This window comes from Pelomonas sp. Root1444 (assembly GCF_001426885.1).
Lineage (GTDB): Bacteria > Pseudomonadota > Gammaproteobacteria > Burkholderiales > Burkholderiaceae_C > Pelomonas.
Genome location: NZ_LMFP01000026.1, coordinates 80,818 through 93,762, shown reverse-complemented (window position 1 = coordinate 93,762; position 12,945 = coordinate 80,818). Strand labels below are relative to the sequence as shown.

Genomic DNA, 12,945 nt, shown 5'->3' with positions numbered 1-12,945 from the left:
CTGGCGTCAAGAGTTAGGGAGGGTGGGCAGAGCGCCGAACCTGAAGAATCCAAGCACCGCTCTTCAAGAAAGTCTGCGATGTTTCGTGCTTCAGCATCTCACTGGCATGCCGTCCGCTCGGCAGCCCTGTCCTTGTCGCTGTTCGCTGCCGCAGCCGCACATGCTGCGGTCGAGACCTTCACTTACGAGGTCGAGCTGCACGCCACCTCCATAGGTCCGGGCGAGACGGTCTTCGGCTTGAGCTCGCCGCCCGCCACGCCGTTCACAGGCAAGCTGTCGTTCACGGCCGATCTGGACTCCCGCACCGAATGGTTTCCCGGTTCCTTTCTGGTAGCGGCCACTTTCCAGCAACTGGATATCACGATCGGTTCGGCGTCTTGGACCCTGGCTGGCTCCCAGTATGCTCACCTGATCACGGACAGCGCCGGCAAGCAGCTGGCGTTCGATTTCCGTCTCTTCACCGAACCCAATTACCAAGGTTTCTCGCTCGACATCCTGAAAGGAGGTCCGATGAATCTCGACTGGTCTGCCTCCACGGGCGGCAGCTGCGGCTTTGGCCAGGCAGGTCTCGTCACGGACGGGCCCTGCATTGCAGGAGCCGTGGGGACGGCCCAGCTGACGGCGGTCGTGCCGGAACCTTCGCAGCTTCGGCTGCTGGCAACTGCCCTCGCGGCTGCGGCGGCCCTGCGAGGGATCCGCAGGTGGAAGCGCGCTCGCGGCGGGAACTCAGGGCAGGGTCGGCAACACATTGACGTTGCAGTTGCCGCCCTGCCCCCTCACATCCCACGCTGCCGCCGAAGCGGCTTCATGCCAATCCGCTCACCACTGCAGCTTTAGCGTGTACGCCCCTGTGCCGCTGTAGCGCAGCACCTGCACATACAGCGTGACAGAGCCCGAGCCGCCGTTGGCGTAGCTCGTGCTGTCCACCTGGCCGGCCGCCTTCTCGCTCTTGGCCAGCGTCGTACCCGACCCGTTCTTCACGTAGAGGTCGAAGTCCGTGCTGCTATTGGCCATCGTCAGCGTCGCGCTCAGCGTCTTGCCGGCCGGCAGCGTCACCTTGAAGTAGTCGGTATCGCTGGTCGAGCCGATGCTGCCGTTCACGTTGGCCGGTGCCGAGACCGTGTTGGCCGCGGCAATCGAGCCGTTGGACTCGGTCTCATTGACGGTCGGCAGGCCGCCCGTGCCGGCGATGGCCGCGACTGCGGCGGCGGCGTCCAGGATGCCCGATCCGCACTGCGAGCAGCTGCCCGGGAAGGCGCGCGCGCTGCTCTGCAGGGCCGCCTTGATCTGGTCGGGCGTGGCGCCGGGCTTGGCGCTCAGCATCAGCGCAGCGACACCGGCCACGTGGGGCGTGGCCATGGATGTGCCTTGGTAGTAGGCATAGCTGTCCGCGCCGGGCGCCTGCGCGCCGGCGTTGAGCGTCGACAGGATGCCGTTGCTGCTGGACGAGCGCACATCCCCGCCGGGAGCGGCCAGCGCCACGACCGAACCGTAGTTGGAGTAGTAGGCGCGGGCGCCGTTGCGGTCGGTCGCGGCGACGGTGATGACGCCCGAGCAGTTGGCCGGGTTCGAGTTGCTGGCATTCTGGTTCTCGTTGCCGGCTGCGACGATGACGACGGTGCCGCGCGAGCGGGCGCTGTTGATCGCGTTCTGCGAGGTCGTGTCGCAGGCGCCGCCGCCACCCAGCGACATGTTGATGACGCGCGACGGCGTCGCGTTCGTCGGCAGGCCGGACACCGTGCCGCCCGAGGCCCAGATCATGCCGTCGGCGATGTCCGAGGTGTAGCCGCCGCACTTGCCCAGCACGCGCACAGGCTGGATCTTGGCGTTGAAGGCGATGCCGGCCACACCGGTCGAGTTGTTGGTCTTGGCCGCGATGGTGCCGGCCACGTGGGTGCCGTGCCAACTCGAGCTGCTGGCCGGCTCGCCGGCGGCGCATTCGTTGGCGGCCGTCCAGTCGCCGGGGTCGCTCGGGTCGCTGTCGCGGGCGTTGCCGTCGTTGGAGACGGCGGTGTCCTTGATCATGTCGTAGCCGGCCACCGTCTGGCCGGAGAGGTCGGCATGCGGGCGGATGCCGGTGTCGATGACGGCGACGACGACCCCGGAGCCGGTCGCCAGGTCCCAGGCCGCGGGGGCGCGGATGCCGCCGGTGGTCTCGTACAGGTCCCACTGCGAGCTGTAGCTCGCGTCGTTGGGCGTCATCAGCGCGTACATCTTGCGGTCGGGTTCCGCGTAGGCGATGTTGGGGTCGGCGGCCTTCAGTTCGGCTGCAATGCGCTGCAGGTCGGTGTGCGAAAGCGCGCGGTCGAGCTTGAACACATGGGCGCCGGTGCCCATCTGGCGCAGCAGGCCGGCGCGCACGCCGCGCTGGGCCAGCGTCGTGTTGACGGTGGCCAGGCGCGCCGACATGGCCGAGGCGGCCACGCCGCGGGCGCGCAACACGCGCGCGTCGCCGGCATCGGCCTCGGCGGCATCGCGGTAGCCGATGATGAGTCGGTCGGTGACGGGGGCGGCGCGCTGCACGATGCTGGCCAGCCCAAGGTCCACCTGGCGGTTGGACACGCCGGCCTGTACCGCACCGGCGGTCAGCAGGCCACAGGCCAGTGCGAGCAGGGTCCTCTGGTTCGAAAAAGCAAAGCTCATTGGATAGTTCCGCAAAAGTCACCGTGGCGGACGGCGTGCCGGCTCGGCCCGTGGGATCTCCACAAGAGGCGCCGCCTGTTCACGGCTGCCGGCGGGACGTTTTGCGAGAAGAAGGTCCACAGCCGGCTTGGCACCATCCGAAACGCCGCGCAGTGTGTTCGCGGCACGAAGCCAGGGTTGTCACTTTCCGGGGTGACGGAGGTCACCCTAGCGGGCAATCACCGATGGCAGCAGGCCATGACGAATGGCATTCATGCGCTCATCGGCGCCCAGCGCAGTTCACGCAACTCGGCCACGCTTTTCCGCGGACCGTCGCACGCCGCCGGCAACTCATCGCTTGCGGGTTGGGGCCGCTCAGACAGGGGCCTAGTCTGAACACAGGTCGACGCCTTTCGCGTCTCCGTCCCCCAGACCCACAGGAGCTTGTCATGCCCAACCGCTACTCGATCGCCCAACGCACGCCCGTCCTCAACAGCCTGTTCGCCGGCATGGCCTGCGCCATCACGCTGGCGCTCGCCGCCGGCCCCGCCTTCGCCGAACCGGCCGACCTCGAACGTGTCGAGGTCAGCGGCCGCGTCATCGAGGCGCCGGCGCGCTACGACGTGCATGCAGCCTGCGCCGACCTCGACGGCCAGCTGCAGAGCGCGCTCAGCCGCATCTGGGAAGACGAAGGCCGCTACGGCGAGGTCAAGGTGCAGTTCGTCGTCGAGAACGGCGAGGTCAACGCGGTGAACGCCAAAGGCATCTCGCACAAGATCGCCCGCAGCGTGCGCAACGCGGTCAACCGCCTCGACTGCGGCGCTGGCACGTCAACTGCGGCGGCGCAGATCTATCGCTTCAGCGTCGATTTCGTCGACCCCAACCGCCCCGGCGCCACGCAGATGGCCGGCGCCGCGCCGAACCGCGTGCGCGTCGCCCTGCTCAGCAAGTAGCCAGCGCGCGGGCCATGGCGGCGTCCACCGACGGCAGCGGCTGTGCCAGCCGCGCGGCGGCGCCGCCGGGCCATTCATCGCGCTGCGCGGCAGCCCAGACCGGCGCGGGGAAGTGGCTGTCCCAGTCGAAGCGCGCGATCACATGCCAGTGCAGATGCGGCACCACATTGCCCAAGGTGGCCAGGTTGACCTTGGTCGGCGCCAGCAAAGACCTTAGAACGCGCTCGATCTCGGTGACAGCGTCCATGCAGGCGTGACGATCGGTGACCGCGAGGTCGCTGAACTCGGTGACATGCTCGGCCCAGATGAGCCGGTAGAACGCCGGAAAACGCCGCGCTTCGTCGCCGTCGACCACCCGCACGACGCGAAACCGCGGCGTGTGCGCGACGACGAGACCGCCATCGGTGTCGCACAGCGGGCAGCCCAAGCTCACACCAGCACCCGCTCGATGCCGCCGTTGTTGGCCTTGGCCACGTACTCCGGCATCCAGTTCTCGCCCAGGATCTGGCGTGCCATCTCGACCACGATGTAGTCGGCTTCGAGCAGGCCGTTCTGCAGGTCGTCCCCGTAGCGGCTCAGGCCTTGCAGGCAGCTGGGGCAGGAGGTCAGGATCTTCAGGTTGTCGTTCGCACCGACCTTGCCCGATTCGCGCAGCTGCACCTCCGTCTTGCGCAGCTCCTCTTCCTTGCGGAAGCGCACCTGCGTGGAGATGTCGGGCCGCGTCACGCCCAGCGTGCCGCTCTCGCCACAGCAGCGCTCGTTCTTGACGACGTTCTCGCCCACCAGCGCCTTCACCGTCTTCATCGGCTCCTGCAGCTTCATCGGCGAATGGCAGGGGTCGTGGTACAGGTAGCTGGTCTTGGAGCCGAGCGTGATGCCCTTCTCCAGCAGGTACTCGTGGATGTCGATGATGCGGCAGCCCGGGAAGATGTCCTCGAACTTGTAGCCCTGCAGCTGGTCGTAGCAGGTGCCGCATGACACCACCACGGTCTTGATGTCGAGGTAGTTCAGCGTGTTGGCGACGCGGTGGAAGAGCACGCGGTTGTCGGTGATCATCTTCTCGGCCTTGTCGAACTGGCCCGAGCCGCGCTGCGGATAGCCGCAGCAGAGATACCCGGGCGGCAGCACCGTCTGCACGCCGGCATGCCACAGCATGGCCTGCGTGGCCAGGCCCACCTGGCTGAACAGCCGCTCGGAGCCGCAGCCCGGGAAATAGAACACCGCCTCCGTCTCGCTCGCCGTGGCCGGCGGGCGGATGATGGGCACGTAGTCCTTGTCCTCGATGTCCAGCAGCGCGCGTGCCGTCTTCTTGGGCAGGCCGCCGGGCAGCTTCTTGTTGATGAAGTGGATGACCTGTTCCTTCACCGGACCCAGGTTGTGCGTGGATGGCGGCGCGCTCGTCTGCTTGCGGCCGGCGGGCTTGAACAGGTCCACCGCAAAGCGCTGCGCCTTGAAGCCGATGTCCACCATGGCCGTGCGGGCGAACTTGATGGTCTGCGGGTTGGTCGCGTTCAGCATGAACATCGCCGCCGCATTGCCGGGCCGGAAGCTCTTCTTGCCCATCTTGCGCAGCAGGTTGCGCATGTTCATCGTCACATCGCCGAAGTCGATGTTGACCGGGCACGGCTTCTCGCACTTGTGGCAGACCGTGCAGTGGTCGGCCACGTCCTCGAACTCCTCCCAGTGCTTGATCGACACGCCGCGGCGCGTCTGCTCCTCGTAGAGGAAGGCCTCGACCAGCAGCGACGTGGCGAGGATCTTGTTGCGCGGGCTGTAGAGCAGGTTGGCGCGCGGCACGTGCGTGGCGCAGACCGGCTTGCACTTGCCGCAGCGCAGGCAGTCCTTGATGGAGTCGCTGATGGCGCCGATGTCGCTCTGCTGCATGATCAGCGACTCATGCCCCATCAGGCCGAAAGACGGCGTGTAGGCGTTGCGCAGGTCGGCCGGCATCGCGGCATCGCGCAACAGTTTGCCCTTGTTGAAGCGGCCTTCCGGGTCGACGCGCTTCTTGTACGCCGTGAAGTTGGCCAGTTCGTCGTCGGTCAGGAACTCCAGCTTCGTGATGCCGATGCCGTGCTCGCCCGAGATGACGCCGTCCAGCGAACGCGCCAGCTGCATGATGCGCGCCACGGCCACATGGGCCGTCTGCAGCATCGCGTAGTTGTCGCTGTTGACGGGGATGTTGGTGTGCACGTTGCCGTCGCCGGCGTGCATGTGCAGGGCCACCCACACGCGGCCGCGCAGCACCTCCTTGTGGATGCGCTTGCACTCGGCCAGCAGCGGCTCGAAGGCCACGCCGTTGAAGATGCCCTGCAGCGGCTTGAGGATCTGCGTCTTCCAGGAGGCGCGCAGCTCATGCGTCTGCAGCGGCTCGAAGAAGCCAAGGCTGTCGAGGCCGTCCAGCCATTGCTGCCACAGCGCGCCCACGTCGCGCAGCAAGGCGAGAGCCTGCTGCACGCGGTCCTCCAGCAACTCGGCGCTGGGGATCTCGCGGGCGTCGTCATCCTTGCCCAGCGGCAGCTTGCCGGCGGTGAACAGGCCCGTCAGCGCAGTCACCAGCTCCAGCTTGTTGCGCAGCGACAGCTCGATGTTGATGCGCTCGATGCCCAGCGTGTACTCGCCCATGCGGTTCAGCGGGATGACGACGTCCTCGTTCACCTTGAACGCGTTCGTGTGCTTGCTGATGGCCGCGGTGCGCTTGCGGTCCAGCCAGAACTTCTTGCGCGCATCGGCGCTGACGGCGATGAAGCCCTCGCCCGAGCGGCCGTTGGCCAGGCGCACGACTTCAGACGTTGCCCGCGCCACCGCGTCGGCATCGTCGCCGACGATGTCGCCCACCAGCACCATCTTCGGCAGGCCGCCGCGCTTGCTCTTGGTGGCGTAGCCGACCGCCTTCAGGTAGCGGTCGTCCAGGTGCTCCAGGCCCGCCAGCAGCACGCCGGAGTCGGCGACCCTGAACATGTAGTCCTTGATGTCGACGATGCTGGGCACGCAGTCCTTGGGGTTGCCGAAGAACTCCAGGCAGACCGTGCGCACATGCGCCGGCATGCGATGCACGATCCAGCGTGCGCTCGTGATGAGGCCGTCGCAGCCTTCCTTCTGGATGCCCGGCAGGCCGGCGAGGAACTTGTCCGTCACGTCCTTGCCCAGGCCCTCCTTGCGGAACACGCGGCCGGGGATGTCGAGGCGCTCGGTCTTCTCCAGCGTCTTGCCGGTCGCGTCGAAGTAGCGCAGCTCGAAGCTCGCCACCTCCACGTCATGGATCTTGCCGAGGTTGTGGTTCAGGCGCACGACCTCCAGCCACTTGGCCTCGGGCGTCACCATCCTCCAGCTGGCCAGGTTGTCCAGCGCCGTGCCCCACAGCACGGCCTTCTTGCCGCCGGCGTTCATCGCCACGTTGCCGCCGATGCAGCTGGCCTCGGCGCTCGTCGGGTCCACCGCGAAGACGAAGCCGTTGGCCTCGGCCAGGTCGGCCACGCGCTGCGTGACGACACCGGCCTCGCTGAAGATGGTGGGCACCTCGCGGTCCAGGCCCGGCAGTTGCAGCATCTCGACGCCGCGCAGGGCCTCGAGCTTCTCGGTGTTGATGACGGCGCTGTTCCACACCAGCGGGATCGCTCCGCCCGTGTAGCCGGTGCCGCCGCCACGCGGGATGACGGTCAGGCCCAGCTCGAAGCAGGCGCCGACCAGCCCGGCCATCTCGGCCTCGGTGTCGGGCGTGAGCACGACGAAGGGGTACTCGACGCGCCAGTCGGTCGCGTCGGTCACGTGCGACACGCGCGACAGGCCGTCGAACTTGATGTTGTCCTTGGCCGTGTGGCGGGCCAGCGTCTTGGAGGCGCGCTTGCGCAGCACCGCCACGCGTTCGAACATCGTCGCGAACTCGGCCACCGCCGCACGGGCCGCCTTCAGCAGCTCGCCCACGGCCGCGTCGCGCTGCGCGTCGGCGGCCGCGTCGCGGCGCTTCTCCACCTCGGCGAGGCGGTGGTGCAAGGCCTCGATGAGGAGGTCCCGGCGCCGCGGGTTGTCCAGCAGGTCGTCCTGCAGGTAGGGGTTGCGCTGCACCACCCAGATGTCGCCCAGCACCTCGTACAACATGCGCGCGGACCGGCCCGTGCGGCGCTCCAGCCGCAACTGGTCCAGCAGCTCCCACGCCCGGGAGCCCAGCAGACGGATGACGATCTCGCGGTCGGAGAACGACGTGTAGTTGTAGGGGATCTCGCGCAACCGGGGGGCTGCGCTCTCGGCCGCTTCAGCGGTGGGCATCAGGGGATGCGGAGCGTTCATGGCAACCGGCGTGACCGGAAAAGAGGCCTTGGCAGGCCGGGTCGGACGGGCAGCGGCGCGGGTCTGGCAGCGCGGCGGGCAAGGACGCCCGGCTTGTGGCCACAGCCCCTTGCGGCAGGGTCGGGAATCCTAACCGAGGGGGCGTTCCCCCTGGGCGCCACCGTATTTGCCCGCCATTCGTGGCTCATCAAGCGGCGCTATGCTGGCCCGCAAAACACCTCACGGAGACGCTGAATGAAATCGTTCGCCCTTGCCGCGACCCTGGTGCTGGCCGCCCAAGTCCAGGCCCAGACCGAGATCCATTGGTGGCACGCCATGGGCGGGGCGCGGGGCGAATGGGTCAACGACCTGGCCCGGGACTTCAACGCCAGCCAGAAGGACTACAAGGTCGTGCCCACCTTCAAGGGCACCTATGAGGAATCCATGCCGGCGGCCATCGCCGCCTTCCGCGCCGGCCAGGCGCCGCACATCCTGCAGGTCTTCGAGGTCGGCACCGCCACGATGATGGCCAGCAAGGCCGCCATCAAGCCGGTGGCCGACATCATGAAGGAGGCCGGCGTCGCCTTCGACCCCGCCGCCTACGTCCCCGCGGTGGCCAGCTACTACACGGCCCCCAATGGCCAGATGCTGAGCTTCCCCTTCAACAGCTCCACCACCGTCTTCTTCTACAACAAGGACGCGCTGAAGGCCGCCGGCGTCGACAAGCCGCCCACCAGCTGGCCCGAGGTGGCCTCGGCCGCCGCCAAGCTCAAGGCCAACGGCAGCAAATGCCCGCTCACCACGTCCTGGATGAGCTGGACGCAGCTGGAGAGCTTCTCGGCCTGGCACAACGTCGAATTCGCCACCAAGAACAACGGCTTCGGCGGCCTGGACGCGCGGCTGGCCTTCAACACCCCGCTGCACCTGCGCCACATCGAGAACCTGGCCAACATGGCCAAGCAGGGCCTGTTCGTCTACAAGGGCCGCGGCAACGCGTCGGACGCCACCTTCGTCTCGGGCGAGTGCGCCATGACCACCGCCTCGTCCAGCATCTACGGCGACGTCAAGAAGAACGCCAAGTTCGCCTTCGGCATCGGCACCCTGCCCTACTACCCCGACGTGCCCGGCGCGCCGCAGAACACCATCATCGGCGGCGCGAGCCTGTGGGTCATGGCGGGCAAGAAACCGGCCGAGTACAAGGGCGTGGCCAAGTTCTTCGAGTACCTGGCGCGGGCCGACGTGGCCTCCGAAAGCCACAAGCGCACCGGCTACCTGCCCGTCACCAAGGCGGCCTTCACCACCACCGAGGCCAGCGGTTTCTACAAGGCCAACCCCGGCACCGACGTGTCCGTGAACCAGATGATCCGCAAGACCACCGACAAGTCGCGCGGCGTACGCCTGGGCAACCACCCGCAGATCCGCACCATCGTCGACGAGGAGTTCGAGCTGGTCTGGGCCGGCAAGAAGACCGCCAAGGAAGGCATAGACGCGGCCATCAAGCGCGGCAACGAGCAGCTCGATAAGTTCGCCAAGACCGCAAAGCTCTGAAGCGGTTGGCATGGCCCAGGAAAAGCGCGTCGTCTTCCGCTCCCGCTGGCTGCCCTGGCTGCTGCTGGCGCCGCAGGCCGCCGTCATCGGCGTGTTCTTCTTCTGGCCCGCGGCGCAGGCACTGCTGCAGTCGTTCCAGCAGCAGGACGCCTTCGGCCTCTCCACCGAATGGGTGGGGCTGGCCAACTTCCAGGCCCTGCTCGCCGACACGAGCTACCTCGACTCGTTCAAGACCACCGCCCTGTTCTCGCTGCTGGTGGCGGGCCTCGGCCTGTCGGTCTCGCTGCTGCTGGCCGTCATGGCCAATCGCGTCGCGCGCGGCGCGGGCGTCTACAAGACGCTGCTGATCTGGCCTTACGCAGTGGCGCCGGCCATCGCCGGCGTGCTGTGGCTGTTCATGTTCGCGCCGTCCATCGGCATCGTGGCCTACGGCCTGCGCGCGCTGGGCTTCGACTGGAACCACCTGCTCGACGCCGACCACGCGATGGCGCTGATCGTGCTGGCCGCCGTGTGGAAGCAGATCTCCTACAACTTCCTGTTCTTCCTGGCCGGGCTGCAGTCCATCCCGCGCTCGCTCATCGAAGCCGCGGCGATCGACGGCGCCAGCCCCTGGCGGCGCTTCTGGGACGTGACCTTCCCGCTGCTGTCGCCGACCAGCTTCTTCCTGCTGGTCATCAACATCGTCTACGCCTTCTTCGACACCTTCGGCATCGTCGATGCGGCCACGCAGGGCGGCCCGGGCAAGGAGACGGCCATCCTGGTCTACAAGGTCTACCACGACGGTTTCAAGAGCCTGGACCTGGGCGGCTCGGCCGCACAGAGCGTGGTGCTGATGGTCATCGTGGTCAGCCTGACGGTGCTGCAGTTCCGCTTTGTCGAGAAAAAGGTGCAGTACTGATGGTCGAGAGAAAGCCCTGGCTGGACTGGCTGGCCCACGCCATCCTGCTGCTGGGCGTGGCGGTGGTGGCCTTCCCGCTCTACGTGACCTTCGTCGCCGCCACGCAGACGGCCGAGGCCATCGTGCATGCACCCATGCCGCTGCTGCCGGGTGGCCACTTCATCGACAACGTGACCACCGCGCTGGGCGGTGGCGCGGGTGCGGGCTCCAGCGCGCCGGTGGCCCGCATGATGTGGGTGAGCTTCGTGACGGCCATGGTCATCGCGGTCGGCAAGATCGCCATCTCGCTGCTGTCGGCCTTTGCCATCGTCTACTTCCGCTTCCCGCTGCGGCAGGTCTTCTTCTGGGCCATCTTCGTGACGTTGATGCTGCCGGTGGAGGTGCGCATCGGGCCCACCTACCAGGTGGTGGCCGACCTGCACATGCTCAACAGCTACGCCGGCCTGACCGTGCCGCTGATCGCCTCGGCCACGGCCACCTTCCTGTTACGCCAGTTCTTCCTGACCGTGCCGGACGAGCTGGTGGAGGCCTCGCGCATCGACGGCGCGTCGCCGCTGCGCTTCTTCAGGGACGTGCTGCTGCCGCTGTCCCGCACCAGCATCGCCGCCCTCTTCGTCATCCAGTTCATCTACGGCTGGAACCAGTACCTCTGGCCGCTGCTGGTCACCACCGACGAGTCCATGTACCCCGTGGTCATCGGCATCAAACGCATGATCAGCGGCGGCGAGGCGGCCAACGACTGGAACATCGTCATGGCCACGGCCCTGCTCGCCATGCTGCCGCCGGCGCTGGTCGTCATCCTGATGCAGCGCTGGTTCGTCAAGGGCCTGGTCGATACCGAGAAATAAATGGCTGCCATTTCCATCCGCAAACTCGTCAAACGCTACGGCCACGGCGCCAAGGCTGTGCAGGTGATCCACGGCGTGGACGCCGAGGTGCACGACGGCGAGTTCGTCGTCATCGTGGGCCCGTCGGGCTGCGGCAAGTCCACGCTGCTGCGCATGGTGGCCGGGCTGGAGGAGGTCAGCGAGGGCGAGATCGCCATCGGCCCGCGCGTCGTCAACGACATCGAGCCGGCCGACCGCGACATCGCCATGGTGTTCCAGAACTACGCGCTCTACCCGCACATGAGCGTGGCCGAGAACATGGCCTACGGCCTGAAGCTGCGCAAGATGCCCAAGGCCGAGATCGACGCGCGCGTGCAGCGCGCCGCGAAGATCTTGGAGCTGGGCCATCTGCTGGCCCGCAAGCCGCGCGAGCTCTCCGGCGGCCAGCGCCAGCGCGTGGCCATGGGCCGCGCCATCGTGCGCGACCCGCAGGTGTTCCTGTTCGACGAGCCGCTGTCCAACCTCGACGCCAAGCTGCGCGTGCAGACGCGGCTCGAGATCCAGAAGTTGCACCGCGAGCTGGGCGTCACGTCGCTGTTCGTCACCCACGACCAGGTCGAGGCCATGACGCTGGCCCAGCGCATCATCGTCATGAACGGCGGCCGCATCGAGCAGATCGGCACGCCCGAAGAGGTCTACGGCCAGCCGGCCTCGACCTTCGTCGCCAGCTTCATCGGATCGCCGGCCATGAACCTGCTGCCGGGCCGCCAGCAGGGCGGGCAGTTCCACATCGACGGCGCGGCGCTCGACGTGCCGCCAGGCGTGGAGGGCGAGCTCACGCTGGGCCTGCGCCCCGAGCACGCCCAACTGGCCGAGCGGGGCTGGCCGCTGCGCGTCGAGATGATCGAGATGCTGGGCGCCGAGCGCCTGGTCTACGGCAAGCTGGGCGCCGCCACGCCCTTCACGCTGCGGCTGGACGCCACGCTGCCCTCGCCCCAGGCCGGCGACTGGCTGCACCTGGCCTTCAACCCCCTGCACCTGCACCGCTTCGACGCCCAGACGGGGCTGCGGCTGTGAACAAGCCCTGGCCCTACCCGCTGTGGCTGGCGCACCGCGGCGCCGGCAAGCTGGCGCCGGAGAACACGCTGGCCGCCTTCCGCATGGGCGCCGGCTTCGGCTTTCGCGCCTTTGAGTGCGACGTCAAGCTGAGCCGCGACGGCCAGGCCTTCCTGCTGCACGACGACACGCTGGACCGCACGACCAGCGGCCAGGGCTCGCCGGCCGAACAGGACTGGGCAGCGCTGTCGAGGCTCGACGCCGGCAGCTGGCACAGCCCGCCCTTCGCGGCGGAGCCGTTGCCGCGCTTTGAGCAGATCGCCGCCTTTTGCCAGGCCAATGGCTGCGCGCTGAACATCGAGATCAAGCCCTGCCCCGGCGAGGAGGCCCGCACCGGCGCCGCCGTCGCCCGCGAGGCCGCCAGGCTGTGGGCCGGCGCGGTGCCGCCGCTGCTGAGCAGCTTCAAGCCCGAGGCGCTGGCCGCCGCGCGCGACGCCGAACCCGCCCTGCCCCGCGCGCTGCTGCTGGACGAGCTGTGGGACGGCTGGCCCGAGGCGGCCCAGGCGCTGGGCGTCGTCGCCGTCATCACGAACTGGCGGCTGATGGACGCGGCGCTGATTGAGCGGCTGCATGCGCAGGGCTGGCGGGCGCTGGTCTACACGGTCAACGATGCGCCCGTCGCCAGGCGGCTGATCGAAGACGGTATCGACGGGATCATCACGGACGCGGTCGATCAACTGGGGCCCGGACGCTGAATTCTCTCGACGCCGGCGAG

10 protein-coding genes are annotated in these 12,945 nt (G+C 67.9%); 7 read left to right on the top strand and 3 right to left on the bottom strand.

All coding sequences use genetic code 11. The features are described 5' to 3' along the window. Positions 1-78 precede the first annotated feature (78 nt). Complete coding sequence (locus ASD35_RS16880; protein ID WP_157275621.1) at positions 79-837, top strand: hypothetical protein; 759 nt, start codon at positions 79-81, stop codon at positions 835-837. Here ASD35_RS16880 and ASD35_RS16875 read toward each other — a convergent pair. Beyond that, on the bottom strand, positions 820-2,643 hold the full coding sequence (locus tag ASD35_RS16875) for a S8 family peptidase (protein WP_082580230.1): 1,824 nt from the start codon (positions 2,641-2,643) through the stop codon (positions 820-822). The two genes, ASD35_RS16880 and ASD35_RS16875, sit on opposite strands and share 18 nt — an antisense overlap. Positions 2,644-3,071: 428 nt before the next feature. Here ASD35_RS16875 and ASD35_RS16870 point away from each other — a divergent pair, with 428 nt between their 5' ends. Next, entirely contained in the window at positions 3,072-3,575 is a 504-nt protein-coding gene (locus ASD35_RS16870) for a hypothetical protein (protein WP_056876122.1), read from the top strand. On the opposite strand, the gene ASD35_RS16865 is transcribed toward ASD35_RS16870, so the two are convergent. Then, complete coding sequence (locus ASD35_RS16865) at positions 3,565-4,002, bottom strand: HIT family protein (protein ID WP_056876121.1); 438 nt, start codon at positions 4,000-4,002, stop codon at positions 3,565-3,567. The two genes, ASD35_RS16870 and ASD35_RS16865, sit on opposite strands and share 11 nt — an antisense overlap. A gap of 2 nt (positions 4,003-4,004) precedes the next feature. Continuing rightward, the gene (locus tag ASD35_RS16860) at positions 4,005-7,862 is read right to left on the bottom strand and encodes a DUF3683 domain-containing protein (protein WP_056876120.1); all 3,858 of its coding nucleotides are present in this window, start codon (positions 7,860-7,862) and stop codon (positions 4,005-4,007) included. 234 nt (positions 7,863-8,096) lie between these two features. Between ASD35_RS16860 and ugpB the strand changes: the two genes are divergently transcribed. The 5 genes from ugpB to ugpQ are packed head-to-tail and all read left to right on the top strand — an operon-like array spanning position 8,097 to position 12,925. After that, positions 8,097-9,389 carry a sn-glycerol-3-phosphate ABC transporter substrate-binding protein UgpB gene (gene ugpB, locus ASD35_RS16855; protein ID WP_056876119.1) on the top strand — a complete coding sequence of 431 codons (1,293 nt, stop codon included), beginning with the start codon at positions 8,097-8,099 and terminating at the stop codon, positions 9,387-9,389. A gap of 10 nt (positions 9,390-9,399) precedes the next feature. Further along, on the top strand, positions 9,400-10,287 hold the full coding sequence (gene ugpA / locus ASD35_RS16850) for a sn-glycerol-3-phosphate ABC transporter permease UgpA (protein ID WP_056876118.1): 888 nt from the start codon (positions 9,400-9,402) through the stop codon (positions 10,285-10,287). Continuing rightward, positions 10,287-11,135, top strand: a complete 849-nt coding sequence (gene ugpE / locus ASD35_RS16845) for a sn-glycerol-3-phosphate ABC transporter permease UgpE (protein WP_056876117.1) — start codon at positions 10,287-10,289, stop codon at positions 11,133-11,135. The genes ugpA and ugpE overlap by 1 nt, the downstream gene beginning before the upstream one ends. Beyond that, complete coding sequence (locus ASD35_RS16840) at positions 11,136-12,191, top strand: sn-glycerol-3-phosphate import ATP-binding protein UgpC (protein ID WP_056876116.1); 1,056 nt, start codon at positions 11,136-11,138, stop codon at positions 12,189-12,191. Next, positions 12,188-12,925, top strand: coding sequence for a glycerophosphodiester phosphodiesterase (gene ugpQ, locus ASD35_RS16835; protein ID WP_056876115.1), 738 nt, complete (start codon positions 12,188-12,190; stop codon positions 12,923-12,925). Before ASD35_RS16840 ends, ugpQ begins: the two co-directional genes overlap by 4 nt. The last annotated feature ends 20 nt before the right edge of the window (positions 12,926-12,945 follow it).